Origin of the sequence: Rhizorhabdus wittichii (assembly GCF_017607425.1) — a bacterium.
GTDB lineage: Bacteria > Pseudomonadota > Alphaproteobacteria > Sphingomonadales > Sphingomonadaceae > Rhizorhabdus > Rhizorhabdus wittichii.
The window spans coordinates 5,016,231-5,038,031 of sequence record NZ_CP059319.1 but is presented as its reverse complement, the minus strand read 5'-3'; the positions used below and the strand labels follow the sequence as shown (position 1 = coordinate 5,038,031).

Below are 21,801 nucleotides of genomic sequence, written 5' to 3'. Positions count from 1 at the left end.
ATGCCGGGGCGGACGATCGACGCCGACGCCGCGATCCGCCTGATCCGGCCCGGCATGACCGTCTTCGTGCAGGGTAGCATCGGCCAGCCGCTGTCGCTGATGAGGGCGCTGGCCGACGCCGGCGCCGCGCTGCGCGACGTCCATTTCGTCTCGCCGCTGACCCCGGGCGTGAACGGCTTCCCGATCGGGCCCGAGGCGGAGGGAAGCCGCTTCACCACCTTCTTCGACTATCGCGAGCTGCGCCGGTCGTTCGGGGCCGGCGGCATCGCCTTCGTCCCCAGCCATTACAGCGACATCGCCGACCGCATCGCGGGAGCCGGCGTCGACGTCGCGCTGATCCAGCTCAGCCCGCCCGACGCCGCCGGCCTGTGCGGCACCGGCCTCTGCGCCGATTTCGTGCCCGACATCCTCGACCGCTGCGGGCTGGTGATCGCCGAGATCAACGCCGCGATGCCCGCGATCGCGAACGGACCCAAGGTCCCGCTCGACCGGCTCGACCATGTCGTCGCGGCCGACTACCCCCTGCCCGCCTTCGAACCGCCCGCGCCCGATCCGACGGCCGAGCGGATCGCGCGGAACGCGGCGGCGCTGGTCCGCGACGGCGACTGCATCCAGTTCGGCGTCGGCCGCATCCCCCAGCAGGTCGTCCGCGCGCTCGGCGACAGGAACGACCTCGGCCTGCACGGCGGCCTCGTCACCCCGGTCGTGCGGCCGCTGATCGAAAGCGGCGCGATCAACGGCCGGCGCAAGACGATCGATCGCGCCATGCATGTGACCGGGGCGGCGATCGGCGACCAGTGCTTCTACGACTGGATCGCCGGCCATGCCGCCTGGGCGTTCCGGCCGGTCTCCCACACCCACGACATCGCGGTCCTCGGATCGCTCGACGGCCTGGTCGCGATCAATTCCGCGATCGAGGTCGACCTGTTCGGCCAGGCGAACGCCGAGACCGCCGGCGGACGGCAGGTCAGCGGCAGCGGCGGCCTGGTCGACTTCGTCCGCGGGGCGCGGCGGTCGCACGGCGGCCGCGCGCTGATCTGCCTGCCGTCGACCAGCCCGGACGGGCAGCGATCCAGCATCGTGCCGCGCCTGTCCGGTCCGACGACATTGTGCCGCACCGACATGCACTATGTCGTGACCGAACATGGCGTCGCCGACCTGTCCCACGGATCGGTCGAGGCCAGGGCACGGGCGCTGATCGACATAGCCGCGCCGCAGTTCCGCGATGCGCTGGAAGCCGAGGGGAGAGCGATGCGATGAACCAGGATTTCGACGTCGTCGTCTGCGGCGCCGGCGCGGGCGGGATGCTCGCGGCGGTGCGCCTCCACGACCTGGGCCTGCGCCCCCTGGTGATCGAGAAATCGTCGCGATACGGCGGGACGTCGGCCACCTCGGGCGGCGGCATCTGGATCCCCGACCACGGCATCGGCGTCGAGCCGGACAGCCGCGAGCAGGCGCTCACCTATCTCCGCGCCGTGTGCAAGGGCGACTATCGCGACGACAAGCTCGCCGCCTATGTCGACCATGGCGGGGCGATGATCGGCTATCTGGCGTCGATCGGCGTGCCGATGGTCTCGATCCCCGGCTTTCCCGACTATATCGCGCGGGCGCCGGGCGCCTCCACCGGGCGGTCGCTCTTCCCGCCAGAGCTCGACGGCGCCGCGCTGGGGGAGGAATTCCACCGGCTGCGGGATTCGCCCAACGGATACAAGCTGTTCGGGCGCTACGCGCTCAACCTCCAGCAGTCCTTCACCCTGTCGGAACGCGCGTTCGGATGGCAGTGGACCGCCGCGCGCATGCTGCTCAAATACTGGCTCGACCTGCCCTGGCGCCGGAAGACGCCGCGCGACCGGCGGCTGACGATGGGCCGGGCGCTGGTTGGCGGGCTGCGCAAGGCGATGCTGGAGCGGAACATCCCGCTGCTGCTCGACTGCGGCCTGGCCGGGCTTCGCGTCGAGGACGGCCGGGTGACCGGCGTCGATGCGGTATCGGGCGGCGCGGCGCGGCGCTTCACGGCGCGGGCCGGCGTCATCCTCGCCGCCGGCGGGTTCGAGCAGAACCAGAAGCTCCGCAACGAACTGCTGCCGGTGGCGACGAACCGCAACTGGAGCCTCACCCCCAGCGGCCTCAACATCGGGGACCCGCTGATCAGCGGCATCGCGGCGGGCGCGGCCACCGAATCGCTCGACGCCAACTGGTGGGCGCCGAGCATGCAGCTCCCGTCGCGGACCGAGCCGAACATCGACCTCGCCGTGCCGATGTTCTTCGACCACCGGCATCCGCACAGCCTGTGCGTGAACCGGCTCGGGCAGCGCTTCGTCAACGAAAGCTGCTCCTATGACGAATTCGGCCAGGCGATGATCGCCGATCACCGGCGGACCGGCGCGAACATCCCCTGCTGGATGATATTCGACGCCAGCTTCCGCCGCGCCTATCCGTGCGGGCCGATCCTGCCCGATTTCGTCATGCCCGATCGCCGCATCCCGCACGAATGGTGGGACAGCCATGTCTTCCGGGCCGGCAGCCTCGGCGCGCTCGCCGCGAAGATGGACGTGCCCGCCGCGACGCTGATCGCGTCGGTCCGCCGGATGAACGGCTTCGCGCGGGCGGGCAAGGACGAGGAATTCGGGCGGGGCGAGAACCGCTTCGACCTGTTCTTCGGGAAGAAGGACGTCGGCCCCAATCCCTGCATGGCGCCGATCGAGACGCCGCCCTTCTATGCGGTGCGGATCGACCTGGGCGACCTGGGCAGCAAGGGCGGGCTGAAGACCGATCCCCGCGCTCGCGTCCTCGCCACGACCGGCGCGCCGATCCCCGGCCTGCATGCGATCGGGAATTGCGCCGGCTCACCCTTCGGCAACTGCTATCCGGGCGCGGGCGGGACGCTGGGCCCCGCCACCGTGTTCGCCTATATCGCCGCCAACGACCTCGCCGCGCAGGCTCGCCCCTAGCGCCCGGTGAAGACCGGCTTCCGCTTTTCCGCGAAGGCCTCGAGCGCGATGCGGTGGTCGTCGAGGAGCTGCGTGACGTTCTCGAACGCGGCGGCGCGGTCGATGATCGCATTGGCGGTGACGCGCAGGCCGGCGTTGATCGAGGCCTTGGTCCACTTGATCGAATGGGTCGCGCCCCGCGCCAGCCGCCGCGCCATCTTCGCGACCGTCTCGTCGAGCTCCTCGGCCGCGACCGCCGCGGTGATCAGGCCGATCTCCGCAGCCTCGGCCGCCGGAATCGCATCCCCGGTCAGCAGGTAGCGCCGCGCCCGCGCATAGCCGATGAGCTGCGGCCACATCACCGCGCCGCCGTCGCCCGCGACGAGGCCGATCGAGACGTGCGGATCGGCGAACACCGAGCCCTCGCTCGCGTAGACGAAGTCGCAATAGAGCGCGAGCGAGCAGCCCAGCCCGATCGCCGGGCCGTCGACCTTCGCGATGATCGGCTTTTCGAGGTCGAGCAGCGAATTCTGGATCTTGCGGTCGCGACGGATGCCGGCGCTGGTCGCGGCCGCGTCGCCATGCAGCGACAACAGCCATTTGAGGTCGCCGCCCGCGCAGAACGCCCCGCCCGAGCCCGACAGGATCACCACGTCGACGCTGTCGTCGCGGTCGACATCGTCGAAGATGCGCGAGAATTCCTCGTGCAGCCCCTGGTTGATCGCGTTCTTCGCTTCGGGCCGGTTGACCGTGATCGTCAGGATGTTGCCGTCCTGCGCGATCGCCAGTTCCTTGTAGCTGTCATAATTCATGTGCGGGCATCCTCGATGCTGGGGGTCGCTCCGAGCGGCGGGTCCTCGACGAGGCCCAATCGTTCGGACATGTCTTTCCGAAGCCGGAATTTCTGGATCTTGCCGGACGGGGTCAGCGGGAATTCGTCGACGAACTCGACATAATGCGGGACCTTCCAGCGCGAGATGCGGGCGGCGCACCAGTCGCGGATCGCCGCGCCCGAGACGGCATGGCCGGGCCGCAGGCGCACGACGGCGCAGACCACCTCGCCATATTTCGGGTCGGGCACGCCGACGACGGCGACGTCGCCGATCGCGTCATGCTCCTTCATGTAGGTCTCGATCTCGACCGGCGAGAGATTCTCGCCGCCGCGGATGATCATCTCCTTCGCGCGGCCGACGATCGCGACATAACCGTCGTCGTCCATCGTCGCGAGGTCGCCCGAAGCGACCCAGCCGCTTTTGTCCTCGACGCCTGGCCGGCTGCCATAGCCCGTCATCGCGCCGGGACCGCTGTAGAAGAGCTGGCCGATCGCGTTGCGCGGGACCGGCCGGCCGTCGCCGTCGCGGATCGACACGCTCACCCCGACCAGCGGAGTGCCGCTGGTCCGCGTCTTCTTGTCGACGCCGTCGCCGAGGATCGTCGTCGTCGTCACGCCGCAGGTCTCGGTCTGCCCGTAGCAGTTGATCACGTCGGCGCCGAAGGTGGCGCGGCAGCGGGCGAGCAGGTCCCTGGTCACCGGCGCGCCGCCGACGATGATCGTCGCCAGCGCGTCGAGGCGCCGCCCCGCGATCGAGGGATCGTCGAGCATCGCGATCAGCATCGTCGGCACGCCGATGAAGGCGGTGCAGCGCTCCTGTTCGAGGATGTCGAGCGCGATCCCCGGCTTGAAGATGTGGAGCGGCAGCAGCGTCGCGCCGTTGAGGCACGCGCCCGGCACCGAATTGCCCGAGCCGCCGACATGGAACAGCGGGAAGCCGACGCAGACCCGGTCGCCCTCCCCCAGCCCCCAGCGCCGATAGGAATTGCGCGCGGTCGTCGCGATCGCCGCGTGCGAGAGGCGGACCGCCTTCGGCACGCCGGTCGTCCCCGACGTATATTGGATCATCAGCGCCTCGCCCGGATCGACCTCGACGCGCGGCAGGCGATCGGGCGCGGCCGGCAGCAGCGCCGTCCAGATGCTGGAGAAGGCATGGACCCCGCGCAGCGCGGGCACGTCCGGGCGCGCCTCCGCGACGATCGTAGCGGCCGGCGCGCCGCCGATCAGGTCGGCATGGAAGATCGCGGCGGCGTTCGAATCGCCGAGCGCGAAAGCCAGCTCGCCCGGCCGGTAGAGCGGGTTCAGCGCGACGAGGACGAGCCCGGCCTTGGCGATCGCATATTCGAGTAGGATCCATTCGGGATGGTTCGGCCCCCAGATCGCGATCCGCTCGCCCGGCCGATAGCCCTGCGCGACCAGCGACGCCGCGAGGCGGTCGGCCGTCGCGTCGAGCTCGGCATAGCTCCAGGCGACGTCGGCCACCGCCGGCTGGTGCCGGTAGACCAGCGCCTCGCGCTCCCCCCATTGCCGCGCCGCGCCGGCCAGGGCGTCGCCCAGGCCAACCGCGACGCGGCACTGCGCCCGTTCCCGCTCGGGCGCGATCCGTTCGGACAGGAGAGGGTCCCGGTCGTTCACGCTGGTTTCTGGCCGGGCCTCGGACATCGGATAGCTTTGTTCTCTGGAGGACGGATCGCGCCGCGCCGCTGATTTCCCGGCCGGGGTAACGCGGCGGCGCGCTCACCTTAAACTCGTTTTCCCTCCGATCCGGCCGCCGCCCCGACTGCCCGGTATGCGAGTTATAAATGAACGAACCGGCCGGTAGACCGGCGGCGAACCTCGGGCGCCGCCGCCGGGAAGGAGCCGCGCCCGATCCCCTTTCGCACAGGATCGACATGACCAACTTCCACGAGGCCGAGCATATCCAGATGCTTCGAGAGACGCTGCTGCGTTTCATCGAGAAGGAGATGCCGCTCGACCTCGTGCGGAAATGGGACCGCGACAATCATTTCCCGCGCGAGGTGCATGCCAAGCTCGCGGCGCTGGGGCTGATGGGGCTGACCGTGCCCGAGGAATATGGCGGCGGCGGACGCGACGTGCGCGCGACGATCATGGCGATCGAACTGCTCTGCGGCCGCAGCATGGCGGTCGGCGGGCCCTATATCCAGTCGGCCTGCTATGCCGGCCTCAACCTCGCCGAGGTCGGCAGCGAGCGCCAGAAGGCCGAGCTGCTCCCCCGCGTCGTCGAGGAGGGGATGATCTTCGCCTATGGGATCAGCGAGCCCGACGTCGGCGCCGACGTCGCCTCGGTGCGGACCACCGGCCGGGTCGAGGGCGATCGCCTGATCGTCAACGGATCGAAGCGCTTCTGCTCGGGCGCGACGATCGCCAGCTACATCTACACGCTCGTCCGAACCGGCCCCCGGGAGGATCGCCACCGCAACCTGACGCTCGTGCTGATCCCGTCGGACGCGGACGGCATCACCTTTGAGGCGCAGGACGCGCTCGGCCTCAAGGGGACCGGCACCTACGACGTCACCTTCGCCGACGTGTCGGTGCCGCTCGCCAACGTGGTCGGCGAGGAGGCCGGGTTCAACAATGCCTGGGCGATGCTCGTCGGCCCCGGGCTCGACATCGAGAAGATGGAGGTCGCCGCGATGGCGCTGGGCATCGCCTCCGCCGCGGTCGAGGAAGCCTGGGCCTATGCCCAGGAGCGCGTCCAGTTCGGCAAGCCGATCTCCGCCTTCCAGTCGGTTCGCCACATGCTGGCGGAGGCGAGGACCAAGCTGCACGCCTGCCGGGCGGTCACCTACCAGGCGGCCGACGCGCTCGACCGGGCCGAGGACGCCTCGCTGGAGACGTCGATGGCGAAGCTGTTCGTGTGCCAGACGGCGCAGGAGATCGTCCTCGCCTGCCAGCAGGTGCTCGGCGCCTATGGCTATATCAAGGAGTTCGACATGGAGCGGCACGTCCGCGACATCCTGGTCATGCCGATCCTCGGCGGCTCCTCCGCGATCCAGAAGAACAATATCTGCAACATGCTGAAGCTGCGCAAATGACGGCGACGATTCCGGCGGCTCCATCGATAGGACCGGCCCTCCCATGCCGATGATCACCTTCGTCGCGCCCGACGGCGCCGAATATGTCGTCGACGCGCGCGGCCTGCATTCGGTGATGGAGGCGGCGCGCAACCATATGGTGCCGGGCATCGACGCCGATTGCGGCGGCTCCGGCTCCTGCGCGACCTGCCATGTCCATGTCGACGCCGCCTGGGCTCAGGCGACCGGCGCGGCGGACGACATGGAGCAGGCGATGCTCGACTGCGTCGAGGAGCCGAGCGGCACTTCACGCCTGTCGTGCCAGATCCGCGTCTCCGACGCGCTCGACGGCCTGGTGGTGCGGCTGCCGGCCCGTCAGGGCTGAGGCGGCACTCCGTCGGCGACCAGCAGCTCGGTGGCGACGCCGCTGCGGCGGCGCAGTTCGATCATGCCGGCATAGCGCGGATCGCGATACCAGGCCCGCGCCGATCGCATGTCGGGGAACTCGATCAGCACGACCGCGTCGGGGGCGGGGCCGGCGCCTTCGAAGCTCTCGCTCTCGCCGCCCTTGACGAGATAGCGCCCGCCATGCTCGGCGACGAGCGCCTCGGTCACCTTCCTATATTCGCGATACCAGTCCCAGTTCGCGACGTTCAGCTTGCCGACGATATATGCTGCCATGATCCACCATCTTTCGACGGCCGATTAGCAGCGCGGGGCTTCACAATGTACTCGCGTATCGCCCCGAAAGGCGCCGCCCGCCTCGCAATCCCGGCCGAAATGCGCGATGCTCCGAACCGCCGGCAGGGTCCGATCGAGGCATCCGCCGGCAGGGAGGGACATCCGTCGCGACGATCCAATGGGCGAGCAGATGGCGAACGAGACTGGCAGCGGCGGGGAGGTCGATCGCCGCAAGAACCCGAAGCAGCAGCGCGCCGTCACCACGGTCGACGCGATCACCCAGGCGACCCAGCAGATCATCATCAAGGAAGGCTTCAGGAACGCCACGACCAACCGCATCGCCGAGGTGGCGGGCGTCAGCGTCGGATCGCTCTATCAATATTTCCCGAACAAGCAGGCGATCATCAAGACGCTGATCGAGGAGACCGTCTCCAAGGCCGCGGCCAAGGTCCGGACCGGCCTGCGCCGGCTGATGGAGGAGCCGCTCGAACCGGCGCTGCGCCAGATCATGACCCTGCTGCTCGCCATGTACAAGGAGAACGACTTCATCCTGTTCCGGATATTGGACCAAGTCCCCGAGCTGAAGGAATATACCAAGAACCTGTCGGTCGAGATCTACACCTATTCGACCAACCTGGCCTTCCTGGAACAGCATGAGACCGAGATCGTCGTCGCCGACCTGCCGACCGCGCTGCTCATCATCGAGCGGGCGACGATCCACAATATCGAATGTTTCCTGGCGCAGAATCCGACCGGCATCACCGAGGAGCAGCTCATCGACGAGCTGACGCGGATGGCGCTCAACTATCTGACCAAGTGAGGAAGGCCGCCTAGCGGCCGGAGATGCTCCGCTGGATCGCGCCGATCCGGTTGCGGACGAAATCGGACGCGAGCAGCTCGTGGAACAGCGCCGCTTCGGTCGCGATCGCGGCGGCGGTGCCGTCGGCATGGGGCGCCTTCGCCAGCGCCTTGGTGTGGCGGACCGCCTCGGGCGACAGCGCGACGATGTCGGCGAGCGCCCCCGCCGCCGCCGCCGCCAGCCGATCGGGCGCCGCCAGCTCGTTGACGATCCCCCATTGCACCGCCTGCTCGGCGGAGCAGCGCCCGCTGCCGAGGAACAGCGCCATCGTCCGCCGATGACCGATCAGTTGCGGCAAGTGGAAGGTCGACCCGAATTCGGGAATCAGCCCCATCTTCGTGAACGGGAAGACCAGCGTGCAGCCGGGCACCGCATAGACCAGGTCGCAATGGAGCAGCATCGTCGCACCGATCCCGACCGCATCGCCGTTCAGCGCCGCGACGACCGGCTTGGGAAAGGTCGAGAGGCGCTGCATGAAGAGGTAGGAGGGCTTCTCGTCGAAGGCGATCTCCGCCCCCTGCGCGAAGCCGCTCACGTCATGGCCGGCGGTGAAGATCGGGCCGGCCGCCGCGAAGGACAGCGCGCGCACGCCGTCGTCGGCGGCGGCATGGTCGATCAGCCGCACCAGCGCCCGGTACATGGCATAGGTGATGGCGTTCCGCTTCTCCGCCCGGTCGAAGGTGACGGTCAGGACGCCATCGGCGGCATGTGCGCGGAGGCCCTCGGGCAGGTCGTCTGCAATCGTGGCGGGAAGGTCGGTCATCCACCGGCGGTATCACCGAGTCCCATTTAGCTTCTGCTCGCATTCGCCTCGGAAATACGAGTTTATCGTGAGTTCGCGCTCACCCTAGGCTCGCCCCCAAGCAAGGCGAGAAGCACATGGAATATGATCCGTTCTCCGACGAGGCGATGCGCGACCCGCACGCCCTCTACACCAGGCTGCGCCAGGCCCCCGGCCCGCATTTCATCGAGAAATACAATGCCTGGGCGCTGGTCCATTTCGAGGACGTCTGGACCGTCAGCGTCAAGCATGAGGCCGACATCACCTTCACGGCCGGGCAGCCGCTGACCAACGTCCTGCTCGGCGAGCCGATCCCCCACGCCTTTCCCAGCATGGACATGAGCGAGCATCGCAAGTGGCGGCGGGTCGTCCATGCCGATTACACCAAGGGCAATGTCGAAAAGGACCGCGACCGCATCACCGCGCTCGCCCGCGAGCTTCTGGCGCCCCTCGCCGCGCGGAAGCGGTTCGACTTCTACACCGACTATGTGAACCGGCTGTTCGCGATCAACGCCGGCCATAATCTCGGCATCGACCGCGACAATGCGATCGAGTGGCGGCGCCTGATCGACGAGACGATGCACCGCGACCCCGGCCAGGTCGGCACCTCGTCGGCGCGCAACCAGCAGGCCGGCATGGAACTGCACCGCCAGCTCCACGCCTATGTCGAACGGATTCGCCGCGATCCAACGCTGGCCGGGGGGCATTGCGCCAAATATCTCGACGCCGAGGTCGAGGGCCGCCGGCTCGAGAACCAGGACATCGTCAACATCATCATCATCTTCCTGACGGTCGGATCGGGCACCACGCCCAACGTCTGCGCGGGGACGGTCTATTATCTCGCCCGGCATCCCGAGCAGCGCGACGCGGTGCTGGCCGATCCCGCGCTGATCCCGAAGGCCTTCTTCGAGGCCGCGCGGATCGACCAGCCGACCAACATGCTGTGCCGCCGGGCGGTCAACGACTTCTCGGTGCGCGGCGCCGAGATCAAGGCGGGCCAGAACCTGCTGATGATCTACGCCTCGGCCAATCGCGACGAGGCCGAGTTCGAGCGCGCCGACGCGTTCGACATCTTCCGATCCTATCCGCGCGACCTGACCTACGGCATCGGCGGGCACAAATGCCTCGGCATGCACCTCGCGACGATGGCGGGGACGATCGCGCTGCAGGAATTCTTCAAGGTCTCCGGACGGTACGAGGTCGACGCCGCGCACTGCACCCGCGCCTATGGCGAGTTCCTGTCCGGCTTCGACCATCTGCCCGTCATCCTCGGCGCCTGAGCCGAGCGACACCCGATCCAGGAGGACCCCATGACGATACGCAGCCTGGGCTACATAGGCTTCGGCGCGCCCGACCCGGCGGCCTGGCTCCGCTACGGCACCGATATCCTCGGCCTGATGCCCGCCCGCGCGCTGGCCGGCGAGGATTGGGGCATACCCGCCATTCCCGGCTCCGGCCCGAAGAGCGGCGGCAGCGGCATCGCCGAGGACGGAAGCGTCTATCTGAAGATGGACGACTGGCAGTGGCGGATCGCCGTCCACCCCGACGACACCAACCGCGGCGTCAAATATCTCGGCCTCGAGGTCGAGGACGAGGCCGACCTCGCCGCCCATGTCGCCAGGCTGCGCGAGGCCGGCTTCGTCGCCGAGATGGGCTCCGCCGAACAGGCCGAGGCGCGTTCGGTGAGCGGCATCGCCCATACGACCGACCCCTGCGGCAATGCGATCGAGCTGTTCCACGGCCCGACCGTCGACCGGAAATTCCAATCGCCGCTGGGGATGGAGTTCCTCGCCGGCCCGCTCGGCATCGGCCATGTCAACCTGCTCACCTCGAACCGGCTGGCGGCGGCGCGGGACTTCTACACGCGCGCCCTGGGCTTCCGGCTGGCCGACTATATCGCGTTCGGCGGCGGCAATTCGGCCAATTTCTATCGCTGCAACCCGCGCCACCATTCGATCGGGCTGCTCGAAGTCGGCCGCGCGATCGGCGTCCATCACCTGATGCTGGAGGTCACCGAGGTCGACATGGTGCTCCAGTGCCTCGAACGCGTGACCGACGCGGGGATCGCCGTGACCTCGACGGTCGGCCGGCACGTCAACGACAACATGCTGTCCTTCTACATGCGCAGTCCGTTCGGGTTCGAGGTCGAGATCGGCTTCGACGGCCGGCTGCTCGACGAGGACTGGACGCCGAACCGCTTCGTCGAGGGCGACATATGGGGCCATCGCGGCCTCGATCCCGAGACGATCGCCAGGAACCTCGCCGCGATGCCGCAGGGATAGGAGAGCGCCATGGCCGCCAGACTTGCCAAGCCGAGCCTCGACGCCGGACTGGTTTCCAACGACCTCGACGGGCTGATCCGTTTCTACAATGGCGTGCTGGGCCTTCCGCTCGCCGGCAGCGTGGATATCCCGAACGTCGGGCAGGTCACGCGCTTCCAGGTCGGCGACAGCGTGCTGCGCGTGCTGGTCCCGCTCGATCCGGCGCAGCCGCCGCCGGCGGGCCCGCGCTTCTCGTCGACCGCCGGCATCCGCTACCTCGCGCTCAGGATCGGCAACCTCGCCGAGACCGTCGAGCAGGTCGCGCAGGCCGGCTTCACCATCGCCGTGCCGCTCCACACGCTGCGCCCCGGGGTCCGGGTCGCGCTGGTCGAGGATGCGGACGGAAACACCATCGAGCTGATGGAGGAATCCGCGCCGTGAACTTTTCCTTCTCCGAAGACGAGACGACCTTCCTCGAGGCCTTCCAGGAACATCTGGCGCGCGAGAAGCAGCGGTCCGACGCCGCCATCATCTTCGCGCCGCAGCGGGAGACCGACTCCTGGCTGGTGGACTCCCCCGAGCGGCGCGGCTTCATGAAGCGGCTGGCCGAGGCGGGCTATATCGGCATGTCCTGGGCGCGCGACTATGGCGGCCGCGAGCGGCCCGGCATCTACGACTATCTGCTCAACGAGGAGCTTTCGAGCCAGGGCGCGCCGATCATCGGCAAGGGGGTCGGCTGCATCGGCAAGACGATCATCGCCCATGGCTCCGACAAGCTGAAGCGCGAGTTCCTGCCGAAGATCCTCGCCGCCGAGATCGAGTTCGCGCTGGGCTATTCGGAGCCGGGGGCGGGATCGGACCTCGCCTCGCTCCGGCTCCGCGCCGAACGCAGGGGCGACGCCTGGGTCCTGAACGGCCAGAAGATGTGGACCACCTCGGCGCATTTCGCCGACTGGTACTGGGTCGCGGCGCGGACCGACCCCGACGCGCCCAAGCACAAGGGCATCAGCGTCTTCCTGGTGCCGATGAACCATCCCGGCCTGACGATCGTCGAGATCGAGACGATGGGCGACCACCGGACCAACGAGGTGTTCTTCGACAATGTCGAGGTCCCCGCCGACTATCTGGTCGGGCAGGAGAATGCCGGCTGGCAATATGTCTGTGAAGCGCTCGATTATGAACGCTTCGCGCTCTACACGGTCGGCCCGCTGCTGCTCCGGTTCGAGGCGCTGGTCGAGCTGGTCAGACGCACCGAGCGGGACGGTCGGCCGCTGGCCGACGATCCGGCGGTCCGCGCCCGCATCGCCGAGCTCGCCTGCGAGGTCGAGACCGCCAGGATGCTGCAACGGCGGGTGATCGCCAAGGCGATCAAGGGCGACGTGCCGACCGTCGAGGCCGCGATGTACAAGCTGTACAGCACCCAGCTCGGCCGGCGGATCGCCAATGAAGCGCTCGACTGGCTGGGGCCGCTGGCGCTGCTGTCGTCGGATTCGCCCGACGCCCCGTTCGCGGGGAAGTGGGAGATGTCGGACCGGGCGACGGTCGTCGACACGATCGGCGGCGGATCGTCCGAAGTCCAGAAGAACATCGTCGCCCGGCGCGGGCTGGGGCTGATGACCGGAGCTTGAACCATGGATCTCGATTTCAGCGAAGAGCAGGTGATGCTGCGCGACACCGCGCGGCGGCTCTGCGAAAGCCTGTTCGACACGAAGACCGTCCGCCGGCTCGAAGGCGAGCCCGACAAGTTCAATCGCGCCTTCTGGGCCGAGCTCGGCGCGAGCGGCCTGTGCGCGCTGCGGATCGGCGAGGCGCAGGGCGGCGCCGGCATGGCCGCCCTCGACCTGGCGATCCTGTTCGAGGAGTTCGGCCGGTCGCTCGCCTCCTCCCCCTTCCTGCAAAGCTGCGTGCTGTCGGCGCGCATCCTGTCCGCGCACGGGACGGAGGCGATCAAGGCCGCCTATCTCCCAAAGATCGCCAGCGGCGAGCTGATCATGATCCCCGCCGGGGACGGCATCGATCCGGGAGAGATCAGCATCGACGCCGGGCGCGGCACCGTCGGCGGCCGGACGCTGCTGACGCCCTTCGCCAGCGTCGCCGACATCTTCCTCGTCCATGACGGTCGATGCTGGGCGCTGGTCCCGGCCGACGGCGCCGGCATCTCGCTCGTCCCCCAATCCAACTATGCGTCCCAGCCGCTGTTCTCGGTCCGGTTCGACGCGGTCGCGATCGACCCGGCGCTGGCCTTCGCCGCGCCCGACCGCTTCGACCCGACCGCCGACGCGGCGAGCGACCTGCTGATCGCCGCCGCCGCCGAAGCGGTGGGCGCGGCGGACCGGCTGCTCGGCCTGACCGTCGACTATGCCAACCAGCGCAGCCAGTTCGGGCGGCCGATCGCCGCCTTCCAGGCGATATCGCATCCGCTGGCGGACGGCGCGACCGAGCTGGAGGGGGTCCGGCACCTGGTCTACCAGGCGGCCTGGGCCAGCGACGAGGGCATGGCCTGCGGCCATCTCGCGCGGATGGCGAAGCTGCGGGCGGCGGCGCTGTTCCGGCGGATCGCCACGATCGCCGTCCAGGTCCATGGCGGCATCGGCTATTCGACCGAAGGCGAGCCCCAGCTCTTCTACCGCCGCTCCAAATATCACGAGCTGATGAACGGCACGGCGGACGCTCTGAAGACGCGGATCGCCGACCATGTGCTGGCATGACCGGCGGCCCGCCTGACGACGGCGAGGCGCTGGGCGAGGACGTGCTGCGCCTGATCGGCCGGCCGCAATATGTCTCGGGCGCCGGGATGCCCGCCGATCGCGGCCATGTCCGAGCGATGGGCGCCGCCGTCGAGAACGCCAACCCCACCTGGTGGGACGACGGCGCGGCGGAGGACCTGCTCGGCGCCGCCTATTGCCCGGCGACGATGCTGGCGGCCTGGGGCCGGCCCGAACTGTGGGAGCCGGGCCGCGCGGAGCCGCTCAGGGCGCTCCAGGCGCATTTCGACCTCAAGGATCTGCTCGGCTTCCCGGCCTCGATGGCGGTGTCCTACACGACGAGCTTCCACCGCCCGGTGGCGAGCGGCGATCGGCTGCGGACGCAGCAGGTGCTGCGGCGGATCAGCGATCCCAAGACGACGAAGATGGGCCGGGGCCGCTTCTGGACGATCGAGATGCAATATCTCGACGAGCGCTCGGACCTGGTCGGCGTCGAAAGCTACGAATTCTTCGGCTTCGGAAAGGAGCGGGCATGAACCTCGTCACGATCGACGACGTCGAACCGGGCCAGCAGATCCCTGCGCTGTCCTTCCACGTCACCGCGTCGCGGCTGATCGCCGGGGCGTTCGCGAGCCGGGACTATTCCCCCCTCCACCATGACAGGGACTATGCCGTCGACGTCGCCGGACAGCGCGACATCTTCGCCAACACCCAGTTCCAGGCGGCGCTGTTCGAGCGCTATCTCAACGACTGGTCGGGTCCGCTGGGACGGATCGCCCGGATGACCTTCCGGATGACCTCGTCGGTCTTCGCCGGCGACCTCGTGTCGCTGACCGGGACGGTCGACCGGGTGCTGCGGGCCGGGCCCTGCGCGCCGGCCGCATCGATCCTGATCGCCATGGCGGTGGACGAGCGGACCGCGACCGCGTGCGAGATCCTCTACGCGCTGCCCGCCGCCGCCGGGGACAATCCCTGGCGGCGGCGCGGCGAAGGCTGGCTGCAACCGGCGTAAAGCGCCCCGCCCTCAGGCGGTGATGTGGAAGCCGCCGTCGATCGCGATATGCTGGCCGGTGATGTAGGACGCCGCGTCGGACAGGAAGAAGCAGGTCGCCGGGGCGATCTCCTCGGGCGCGGAGAAGCGGCCGAGCGGGATCGCGTCGAGATAGCGGTGGCGGAACTTCTCCTCGCGGATCGTCTCGGTCATCGCGGTCTCGACCAGGCCGTAGCAGACGCTGTTGACGTTGATGTTGTACCGCCCCCATTCGCGCGCCGCGCTCATCGTCAGCCCCAGCACGCCGGACTTGGCCGCGCCATAGTTGATCTGGCCGAAGGTCCCGCGCCGGCCGGCGTCGGACGATATGTTGACGATCGAGCCGGGATTGGCGGCGCCGGCCTTCGCCCGGGCGATCATGTGGCGGCCGACCGCCTGGAGGCAGACGAAGACGCCGGTCAGGTTGACGTCGATCACCGCCTGCCACTGATCGCGCTTCATGTCGGTGATCATCGCCGCGCGGACGATCCCGGCATTGTTGACCAGCCCGTCGATCCCGCCGAACGCGGCGGCGGCGTCATCGACGACGCGGGCGACGAAATCCTCGTCGGTGATGTTGCCGGCATAGCGCCGCACCGTCCCCGCGTCATGGCCGGCGAAGCTCTCCTCCAGCGCGTCGCCGTCGATGTCGACCGCGACGATCCGCGCGCCCATCCGGATCGCGTGGTCGGCCAGCGCCTTGCCGATGCCGCGCGCCGCGCCGGTGACGAGGATGGCCTTGTTGTCGAGTGATGCGGGATGGGTCACGGTGCGTCCGATCGGTCTGGATGGAGGGAAGGAGCGGAGACCTCAGCTGCCGAGCAGGCCGAGGATCGAGATGCTGCAGACATTGTAATTGGGGAAGCCGCCCAGATTATGGGTCAGCGCCCGGCGCGGCCGGCTGAGCTGGCGATCGCCGGCGCGGTTCAGCAATTGGGTATAGCCTTCATAGACCATCCGCAGCCCCGACGCGCCGATCGGATGGCCGAAGCATTTGAGGCCGCCGTCGATGTTGCTCGCCACCTCGCCGTCGGCGTCGAACTTGCCCGCCAAGACGTCGCGATAGCCCATGCCGGGCTGCGACAGGCCGAGGTCCTCCATCGTCACGAGCTCGGTGATCGAGAAGCAGTCGTGGACCTCGACCAGGTCGAGCTCCTTCACCGGATCGACGATGCCGGCCTCGCGATAGGCCTTGCGCGACGCGATGCGCGTCGTGTGGGCATAGCTGCCGTCCCACGCGTCGTGCGACATCTCCGAACCGTTGCTGAGCGCGAGCTGCATCGACTTGACGCTGACCAGCTCGCCGGTGCGGCCAAGGCGCATCGCCATTTCCGGGCTGGCGACGATCGCGCAGGCCGATCCGTCGCTGACCCCGCAGCAATCGAACAGGCCGAGCGGATAGGCGACCATCGGCGCCTTGACGATCGCTTCCTTGGACAGCCGCTGCCGCAGATGCGCCTTGGGATTCTTCGACCCGTTCTCGTGGCTCTTCCACGAGATGTGCGCCATCGCCTCCTTGAGCGTGGCCATGTCGACGCCGTGGCGCGCGGTATAGGCGCTGGCGAACTGGGCGAACGATCCGGGCGCGGTGGCGCCGGGCTGCCACAGGTCGTTGAACGTGCCCTTGCTGCGCTCGGGCAGGCCGCCATAACCGGTGTCCTTGAGCTTCTCGACGCCGAGCGCGAGGGCGATGTCGACGGCGCCGGCGGCAACCGCATAGACCGCGCCGCGCAGCGCCTCGGAGCCGGTCGCGCACAGATTCTCGACGCGGGTCGCGGCGATGTTCGGCAGGCGGAGCGTCTGCGACAGCGACAGCGCCGACTTGCCGAGATTCTGCTCGTCCATCGAAAGGCCGAACCACGCCGCCTCGATCTGGTCCCGGTCGATGCCGGCATCGGCGATCGCCTCGCGGAAGGATTCGGAGATCAGGTCCTCGGCGCTGCAATCCCACCGCTCGCCGAAGCGCGAGCAGCCCATGCCGAGGATGACGACCTTGTCCCGGATACCTTCAGCCATTCAACCAGCCCCCTTCATGTCCGCAGGCGCGGCCTTCCAGAAATAGCGGTGGAAGAGCCGCTTCGGATCGCGATCCTTGATCCGGAACACGGAGCGGACCGGCGTCGCCACGCCCAGCCGGCCGGGCTCGAAATCGGTGAACTCCATCATCACCACGCCGCCGTCGTCGAAGCCGACATTGCCGTACATCAGCGGCGGATTGGCGGAGATCGCCAGCCAGTCCTCGGTGAAGGATCGCACCCGGCCGACCTTGTGCTGGAAGGGTTCGTCGACCAGCGTGTCGAAGCTGCGGCAGTCGGGATTGACGCAGCATGGCCCCTTGGGGAACTGCCGCGTCCCGCAGGCGGTGCAGAGCCCGCCGACGAAGCCGGTGATCGTCCTGCGATGGCGGTGGAAGGCCGACAGGGCGGTGCGGTTGTCGCGTTCCGCCCGGATGCCCCAGTCGACCTCGATCTGCTCGCCGAACGAGAGGAAGCGCAGATAATTGTCGTCCTCCAGCCCGGCGTCGAGCTGGGCGCGGACCGTTCCCTCGGCCCGGCGCTCCGCGATCGCCTCCGTGGTCTCGAACAACAGGCCTTGCGCACCCTGCGCGACGTTGAGCAGCAGTATCTTCTCGCCGGGGCCGGCCGTCTCCAGCGCGTGGCACAGCATCAGCAGCGCGTGGGCCGCGCCGGTGTTGCCGCATTCGGCGTCGAGCGGATCGACCAGCCGGTCCTCGTCGATCCCGCAGGTCCGGGCGATCAGCCGCAGCGTCGCGCGCGAGACGCCCGCGATCGCGACATGGCGGACGTCGCCGATCGCCCAGCCCGCCTTGTCGAGCAGCGCGGCGATCGCCTGCGGGACGATCTTCATATGCCCTTCGTCGCGAACCCACCGCTCCTCGAGGACATAGTCGGTCCGCGCGCCCGTCGAGCGATAATGGTCGACGAAATCGATCGACAGGCAGTGCGCGGCGACGAAGCGGGCGATCAGGTCGCCGGCCCCGGTCGCGACCGCCGCCGCGGCATGGCCGAAGCTCAGTTCCTGGACCGAGGCGATCCTCGCGGCGCGCTTGTCCGAGGCGACGGTGAGCGCGGGCCGGCCGCCGTCGAGCGCGTCGATCAGCGCGCCGGCGCCGCAGCCGAGATAGCCCCCGGCGTCGGCGCAGCGGATGTCGGGCGACAGGGTCAGCGCCTCCGTCAGCAGCACCGAGCCGGCCCTGTCCGCGAAGGGCGGCGTCGTGCTGGCGAACTGGACGAGGCCGGGCGCGAAGCCCGTCGCCCGGGCAAGGCAGGCGCGGGACGCCTCGACCGCCATGGTGAGGCTGTCCTCGTCATGCGCGCAGATCGTGCGATGGCCGCTGCCGAGCGACGCCAGCGCCGGGTTCGCCCATTGGTTGGCCGCGACGATCGCCTTGCGCGACAGTCGCCGCCGGGGGAGATAGCCCGCGATCGAGATGATGCCTGTGTCCGACAATGGCCTCTCCGTTGCAGTCGCGCGTCACGACATGATGGGCGGCGGCCGGCCGGGAGGTCCCGGGACGGAAAGCGTCCTTCGCGGACGTCCTGCGGCGCCTTGCCGATCTGCTAGGGTCAGGCGCGCTCACATAAAACTCGTTTAGCCTTCGGTTGCCCGGCCGCGCCCAAGATGAGTATCAGCTGAGCCCGCTCCCGCCCTAAGCCGCCATGACCCGCACCCGCGACGTTGGAGGAACGAGATGGCGACCGGCTTCAACGCGCTGATCGGCCTGCGGCACATCGGGCTGGACGACGGCCGCTACTGGATCGAGATCGATGCCGGCGACGCGCATGTCCACGAACGGGGGTTCGTGCATGGCGGCGTCATCCTGAGCCTGCTCGACATCGCCATGGCGCGCGTCGTCCGCCATGGCGAGGGCGGCGAACGCTACATGCCGACGATCGAGTTCAACGCCAGCTTCCTGCGCCCGATCGAGCCCGGACGCCTCCGCGCCTGCGGGACGATCCTGAAGCGGTCGCGAACGCTGTGTCGCGCCGAGGCGACCCTGTTCGACGCGCAGGGGCGCCCCGGCGCCAGCGGCCGCGCGGCGTTCGTCTCCCAGCCATAGCCAGCCGGGCTCCTTCGCGCGGCCATATACGAGTTCATTATGAGCATCGGATCAAACAGGGTGGACGCGATAGATCATTGACGAGACCCCCGTCGCCGAACGCCGTCGATACCCCGGTCTCGCACGCGAACGAGAACATCCATCGGAGGGGATCCTATGACGAGCCGCATCGGCAAGCTGTTCCATGGCACGGCCCTGGGCCTCGCCCTGTCCATCACCGCGCAGGGCGCCGCCCAGGTCCGGACCGCGCCCGCCGTCTCCCAACCCGCGACGCTGGAGAGTTGGGCGAGGACCGTCAGGCCGGCCGAGCGCGGCGCCCCCAACGTGATCGTGATCCTCACCGACGATGTCGGCTTCGGCGCCGCCTCGACCTTCGGCGGTCCCGTCCCCACGCCGACGCTCCAGGCGCTGGCCAACAGGGGCCTGCGCTACAACCGCTTCCATGTGACGGCGGTGTGCGGGGCGACCCGCGCGGCGCTGCTCACCGGGCGCAACCAGAACAACGTCAACATGGCCGTGGTGCCGGAACTGCCCGCGGCGCCCGACGGCTATAATACGATCATCCCGAAATCGGCCGGCACGATCGCGCAGCTCCTGCGCCACAACGGCTATTCGACGGCGCTGATCGGCAAGGCCAATGTCACGCCGATGTGGGAGACCGGCCCCGCCGGCCCGTTCGATCGCTGGCCCACCGGGCTCGGCTTCGATTATTATTATGGCTTCATGACCGCCGAGACGGACGAATATTCGCCGCCGCTCTATGAGAATACCCGGCCTGTCGACCCGCCCGCCCAGCCGGACTACATCCTCGATCGCGACCTCGCCGACCATGCCATAGGCTGGCTGCGCGAGCAGCATGAACTGGGCTCGCAGCGCCCCTTCTTCCTCTATTACGCGACCGGATCGACCCACGCGCCGCTACAGGCGCCGGCCGACTGGATCGCGAAGTTCCGCGGCCAGTTCGACCAGGGCTGGGACAAGCTGCGCGAGGAGACGCTCAGGCGCCAGATCGCCACGGGGATCGTGCCGCGCGGGACCAGGCTGGCGCCCCGCGCGCCCGGCATCCCCGCCTGGGACAGCATCGCCCCCGAGGATCGCAAGCTCTACGCGCGACAGATGGAGGTCTATGCCGGGATGCTCGCCTTCTCCGACCACCAGATCGGACGCGTGCTCGATGCCGTCCGCGCGATGGGCGAGGAGGACAACACGCTGGTCGTCTTCATCGAGGGCGACAATGGCGCGAGCGGCGAGGGATCGCTGACCGGTGTCATCAACGCCTGGAATCCGGTCAACGGGATTGCCGAGGACGCGGCGGAGAATCGCCGGCGGATCGACGAATGGGGCGGGCCCGACACCCAGCCCCATTATGCCGCCGGCTGGGCGGTCGCGATGAACACGCCCTTCCCCTGGATGAAGCAATATGCCTCGCACCTCGGCGCGACCCGCGCCGGCATGGTCCTGTCCTGGCCGAAGCGCATCGCGGCGAAGGGCGAGATCCGCACCCAATATACCCATGTGATCGACGTGCTGCCGACGATCCTCGCCGCCGCGAACATCCAGCCGCCGGAAAGCCTGGACGGCGAGCGCCAGCAGAAGCTGGACGGACTGGACATGTCCTATTCGTTCGACGCTCCGAAGGCGCCGTCGGAGCGGCGCGTCCAATATTACAACCTGCTCGACAATGCCGGCATCTACAAGGACGGCTGGCTCGCCTCCACGACGCCGAACAGCGTCCCGTGGAATTTCATGATGCAGAAGAGCGTTCCCTTCGCATCGCGGAACTGGGAGCTCTACGATCTCGACCGCGACTTCAGCCAGTCGACCGACCTCGCCCGCCGCTATCCGGCGAAGCTGGAGGAGATGAAGGCGCTGTACCGCGAGGAGGCGGCCAGGAACCACGTCCTGCCGGGCTTCAATCCGACGACGACCTTCCTGTGGGAGAAGAACCATGCCGCGCCGTCGAGCACGACCTTCGGCGGGCCGGTGTCGCGCCTGCCCTGGGGGATGGCGCCGGACGTCCTGAACCGGTCCTTCACGATCCAGGCGCATGTCTCGGTTTCGGCGCCGGAGCCCGATGGCGCCCTGGTCACGCAGGGCGGCCGCTTCGGCGGCTATTGCCTGTGCGTCGAGCGCGGCCTGCCGACCTTCGTCTACAATGCCGGCGGCGCGGGGCTCTACCAGATCAGCTCGACCGCGCCGCTGTCGCCGGGCGCGCACCAGATCGACGCGGCCTTCGACTATGACGGCGGCGGTCGCGGCAAGGGCGGCACGGTCACGCTCAAGATCGACGGCCGGATCGTGGCGACCGGCCGTGTCGAACACACGATCCCGATCATGTTCGCGCTCGACGAGGACTTCAACATCGGCCGCGACAGCGGCACGACGGTCAAGGCGGGCTATGCCCTGCCCCTCACCTTCAAGGGTGACATCGCCTCGGTGACCATCCAACTCGGCCAGCAGTTCGAGTCCGAACGGACCAAGGCCGAACGGGCGATGTCCGGGGACTGAGGGCCCGTCGTCGAAATCGATGAGGGACAGTTTCAATCAATCTTAAATCAAGGGCTGTCATCCGTTGGCCGATAGGGAGACAAGCGTCATCCTGACGA

Annotated in this window: 21 protein-coding genes; 14 read left to right on the top strand and 7 right to left on the bottom strand. The window is 68.7% G+C overall.

All coding sequences use genetic code 11. From position 1 onward, the window contains the following. Both HRJ34_RS24140 and HRJ34_RS24135 read left to right on the top strand, forming a co-directional pair. Complete coding sequence (locus tag HRJ34_RS24140; protein WP_226948922.1) at nucleotides 1-1,260, top strand: acetyl-CoA hydrolase/transferase family protein; 1,260 nt, start codon at nucleotides 1-3, stop codon at nucleotides 1,258-1,260. Continuing rightward, nucleotides 1,257-2,951 carry an FAD-binding protein gene (locus HRJ34_RS24135; protein WP_208632671.1) on the top strand — a complete coding sequence of 565 codons (1,695 nt, stop codon included), beginning with the start codon at nucleotides 1,257-1,259 and terminating at the stop codon, nucleotides 2,949-2,951. The genes HRJ34_RS24140 and HRJ34_RS24135 overlap by 4 nt, the downstream gene beginning before the upstream one ends. Here the strand turns inward: HRJ34_RS24135 and HRJ34_RS24130 are convergent. Both HRJ34_RS24130 and HRJ34_RS24125 read right to left on the bottom strand, forming a co-directional pair. After that, nucleotides 2,948-3,742, bottom strand: a complete 795-nt coding sequence (locus HRJ34_RS24130) for an enoyl-CoA hydratase/isomerase family protein (protein WP_016745889.1) — start codon at nucleotides 3,740-3,742, stop codon at nucleotides 2,948-2,950. The two genes, HRJ34_RS24135 and HRJ34_RS24130, sit on opposite strands and share 4 nt — an antisense overlap. Beyond that, nucleotides 3,739-5,397 (bottom strand): AMP-binding protein, encoded by a 1,659-nt coding sequence (locus HRJ34_RS24125; protein WP_226948921.1) that lies wholly within the window; start codon nucleotides 5,395-5,397, stop codon nucleotides 3,739-3,741. The genes HRJ34_RS24130 and HRJ34_RS24125 overlap by 4 nt, the downstream gene beginning before the upstream one ends. Before the next feature lie 167 nt (nucleotides 5,398-5,564). On the opposite strand from HRJ34_RS24125, the gene HRJ34_RS24120 reads away from it, so the two are divergent. Both HRJ34_RS24120 and HRJ34_RS24115 read left to right on the top strand, forming a co-directional pair. After that, nucleotides 5,565-6,818, top strand: a complete 1,254-nt coding sequence (locus tag HRJ34_RS24120) for an acyl-CoA dehydrogenase family protein (RefSeq protein WP_226948920.1) — start codon at nucleotides 5,565-5,567, stop codon at nucleotides 6,816-6,818. A gap of 43 nt (nucleotides 6,819-6,861) precedes the next feature. Beyond that, on the top strand, nucleotides 6,862-7,182 hold the full coding sequence (locus HRJ34_RS24115) for a 2Fe-2S iron-sulfur cluster-binding protein (RefSeq protein WP_208632669.1): 321 nt from the start codon (nucleotides 6,862-6,864) through the stop codon (nucleotides 7,180-7,182). Here the strand turns inward: HRJ34_RS24115 and HRJ34_RS24110 are convergent. Then, nucleotides 7,173-7,478 carry a DUF1330 domain-containing protein gene (locus tag HRJ34_RS24110; protein ID WP_011952682.1) on the bottom strand — a complete coding sequence of 102 codons (306 nt, stop codon included), beginning with the start codon at nucleotides 7,476-7,478 and terminating at the stop codon, nucleotides 7,173-7,175. The two genes, HRJ34_RS24115 and HRJ34_RS24110, sit on opposite strands and share 10 nt — an antisense overlap. Nucleotides 7,479-7,668: 190 nt before the next feature. Here HRJ34_RS24110 and HRJ34_RS24105 point away from each other — a divergent pair, with 190 nt between their 5' ends. Beyond that, nucleotides 7,669-8,298, top strand: a complete 630-nt coding sequence (locus HRJ34_RS24105) for a TetR/AcrR family transcriptional regulator (protein ID WP_226948642.1) — start codon at nucleotides 7,669-7,671, stop codon at nucleotides 8,296-8,298. 10 nt (nucleotides 8,299-8,308) lie between these two features. Here HRJ34_RS24105 and HRJ34_RS24100 read toward each other — a convergent pair whose 3' ends face one another. Beyond that, nucleotides 8,309-9,100: an enoyl-CoA hydratase-related protein gene (locus HRJ34_RS24100; RefSeq protein ID WP_208632668.1), complete on the bottom strand. Its 792-nt coding sequence runs from the start codon at nucleotides 9,098-9,100 to the stop codon at nucleotides 8,309-8,311. A gap of 116 nt (nucleotides 9,101-9,216) precedes the next feature. On the opposite strand from HRJ34_RS24100, the gene HRJ34_RS24095 reads away from it, so the two are divergent. The 7 genes from HRJ34_RS24095 to HRJ34_RS24065 are packed head-to-tail and all read left to right on the top strand — an operon-like array spanning nucleotide 9,217 to nucleotide 15,096. Next, nucleotides 9,217-10,398 (top strand): cytochrome P450, encoded by a 1,182-nt coding sequence (locus tag HRJ34_RS24095; protein WP_016745882.1) that lies wholly within the window; start codon nucleotides 9,217-9,219, stop codon nucleotides 10,396-10,398. 30 nt (nucleotides 10,399-10,428) lie between these two features. Continuing rightward, nucleotides 10,429-11,400: a VOC family protein gene (locus HRJ34_RS24090; protein WP_208632667.1), complete on the top strand. Its 972-nt coding sequence runs from the start codon at nucleotides 10,429-10,431 to the stop codon at nucleotides 11,398-11,400. Between the two features lie 9 nt (nucleotides 11,401-11,409). Then, nucleotides 11,410-11,820 carry a VOC family protein gene (locus HRJ34_RS24085; protein ID WP_011952687.1) on the top strand — a complete coding sequence of 137 codons (411 nt, stop codon included), beginning with the start codon at nucleotides 11,410-11,412 and terminating at the stop codon, nucleotides 11,818-11,820. After that, complete coding sequence (locus HRJ34_RS24080) at nucleotides 11,817-13,007, top strand: acyl-CoA dehydrogenase family protein (protein WP_208632666.1); 1,191 nt, start codon at nucleotides 11,817-11,819, stop codon at nucleotides 13,005-13,007. Before HRJ34_RS24085 ends, HRJ34_RS24080 begins: the two co-directional genes overlap by 4 nt. A gap of 3 nt (nucleotides 13,008-13,010) precedes the next feature. Then, the gene (locus HRJ34_RS24075) at nucleotides 13,011-14,087 is read left to right on the top strand and encodes an acyl-CoA dehydrogenase family protein (RefSeq protein ID WP_208632665.1); all 1,077 of its coding nucleotides are present in this window, start codon (nucleotides 13,011-13,013) and stop codon (nucleotides 14,085-14,087) included. Continuing rightward, the gene (locus tag HRJ34_RS24070) at nucleotides 14,084-14,620 is read left to right on the top strand and encodes an FAS1-like dehydratase domain-containing protein (protein ID WP_208632664.1); all 537 of its coding nucleotides are present in this window, start codon (nucleotides 14,084-14,086) and stop codon (nucleotides 14,618-14,620) included. The genes HRJ34_RS24075 and HRJ34_RS24070 overlap by 4 nt, the downstream gene beginning before the upstream one ends. Then, a complete protein-coding gene (locus HRJ34_RS24065; RefSeq protein WP_208632663.1) occupies nucleotides 14,617-15,096 on the top strand; it encodes a hotdog family protein in 480 nt (159 codons plus the stop codon). Before HRJ34_RS24070 ends, HRJ34_RS24065 begins: the two co-directional genes overlap by 4 nt. Nucleotides 15,097-15,108: 12 nt before the next feature. On the opposite strand, the gene HRJ34_RS24060 is transcribed toward HRJ34_RS24065, so the two are convergent. Genes HRJ34_RS24060 through HRJ34_RS24050 form a run of 3 tightly spaced genes read right to left on the bottom strand, consistent with a single transcriptional unit; the run spans nucleotide 15,109 to nucleotide 18,585 of the window. Next, the gene (locus HRJ34_RS24060; protein WP_011952692.1) at nucleotides 15,109-15,882 is read right to left on the bottom strand and encodes an SDR family NAD(P)-dependent oxidoreductase; all 774 of its coding nucleotides are present in this window, start codon (nucleotides 15,880-15,882) and stop codon (nucleotides 15,109-15,111) included. 42 nt (nucleotides 15,883-15,924) lie between these two features. Further along, on the bottom strand, nucleotides 15,925-17,130 hold the full coding sequence (locus HRJ34_RS24055; RefSeq protein WP_011952693.1) for an acetyl-CoA acetyltransferase: 1,206 nt from the start codon (nucleotides 17,128-17,130) through the stop codon (nucleotides 15,925-15,927). Then, nucleotides 17,131-18,585, bottom strand: a complete 1,455-nt coding sequence (locus tag HRJ34_RS24050) for a 3-oxoacyl-[acyl-carrier-protein] synthase III C-terminal domain-containing protein (RefSeq protein WP_208632662.1) — start codon at nucleotides 18,583-18,585, stop codon at nucleotides 17,131-17,133. A gap of 241 nt (nucleotides 18,586-18,826) precedes the next feature. On the opposite strand from HRJ34_RS24050, the gene HRJ34_RS24045 reads away from it, so the two are divergent. Further along, entirely contained in the window at nucleotides 18,827-19,195 is a 369-nt protein-coding gene (locus tag HRJ34_RS24045) for a PaaI family thioesterase (protein ID WP_011952695.1), read from the top strand. 156 nt (nucleotides 19,196-19,351) lie between these two features. Next, nucleotides 19,352-21,703 (top strand): arylsulfatase, encoded by a 2,352-nt coding sequence (locus tag HRJ34_RS24040; protein WP_208632661.1) that lies wholly within the window; start codon nucleotides 19,352-19,354, stop codon nucleotides 21,701-21,703. Nucleotides 21,704-21,801: the final 98 nt, after the last annotated feature.

Bases quoted from the DNA above. Each gene is read 5' to 3' on its own strand.
- HRJ34_RS24110 (WP_011952682.1), bottom strand. From the start codon at position 7,478: ATGGCAGCATATATCGTCGGCAAGCTGAACGTCGCGAACTGGGACTGG.
- HRJ34_RS24130 (WP_016745889.1), bottom strand. From the start codon at position 3,742: ATGAATTATGACAGCTACAAGGAACTGGCGATCGCGCAGGACGGCAAC.
- HRJ34_RS24045 (WP_011952695.1), top strand. From the start codon at position 18,827: ATGGCGACCGGCTTCAACGCGCTGATCGGCCTGCGGCACATCGGGCTG.
- HRJ34_RS24090 (WP_208632667.1), top strand. From the start codon at position 10,429: ATGACGATACGCAGCCTGGGCTACATAGGCTTCGGCGCGCCCGACCCG.
- HRJ34_RS24085 (WP_011952687.1), top strand. From the start codon at position 11,410: ATGGCCGCCAGACTTGCCAAGCCGAGCCTCGACGCCGGACTGGTTTCC.
- HRJ34_RS24115 (WP_208632669.1), top strand. From the start codon at position 6,862: ATGCCGATGATCACCTTCGTCGCGCCCGACGGCGCCGAATATGTCGTC.
- HRJ34_RS24055 (WP_011952693.1), bottom strand. From the start codon at position 17,130: ATGGCTGAAGGTATCCGGGACAAGGTCGTCATCCTCGGCATGGGCTGC.
- HRJ34_RS24100 (WP_208632668.1), bottom strand. From the start codon at position 9,100: ATGACCGACCTTCCCGCCACGATTGCAGACGACCTGCCCGAGGGCCTC.
- HRJ34_RS24120 (WP_226948920.1), top strand. From the start codon at position 5,565: ATGAACGAACCGGCCGGTAGACCGGCGGCGAACCTCGGGCGCCGCCGC.
- HRJ34_RS24095 (WP_016745882.1), top strand. From the start codon at position 9,217: ATGGAATATGATCCGTTCTCCGACGAGGCGATGCGCGACCCGCACGCC.
- HRJ34_RS24065 (WP_208632663.1), top strand. From the start codon at position 14,617: ATGAACCTCGTCACGATCGACGACGTCGAACCGGGCCAGCAGATCCCT.
- HRJ34_RS24075 (WP_208632665.1), top strand. From the start codon at position 13,011: ATGGATCTCGATTTCAGCGAAGAGCAGGTGATGCTGCGCGACACCGCG.
- HRJ34_RS24070 (WP_208632664.1), top strand. From the start codon at position 14,084: ATGACCGGCGGCCCGCCTGACGACGGCGAGGCGCTGGGCGAGGACGTG.
- HRJ34_RS24140 (WP_226948922.1), top strand. From the start codon at position 1: ATGCCGGGGCGGACGATCGACGCCGACGCCGCGATCCGCCTGATCCGG.
- HRJ34_RS24105 (WP_226948642.1), top strand. From the start codon at position 7,669: ATGGCGAACGAGACTGGCAGCGGCGGGGAGGTCGATCGCCGCAAGAAC.
- HRJ34_RS24135 (WP_208632671.1), top strand. From the start codon at position 1,257: ATGAACCAGGATTTCGACGTCGTCGTCTGCGGCGCCGGCGCGGGCGGG.
- HRJ34_RS24040 (WP_208632661.1), top strand. From the start codon at position 19,352: ATGACGAGCCGCATCGGCAAGCTGTTCCATGGCACGGCCCTGGGCCTC.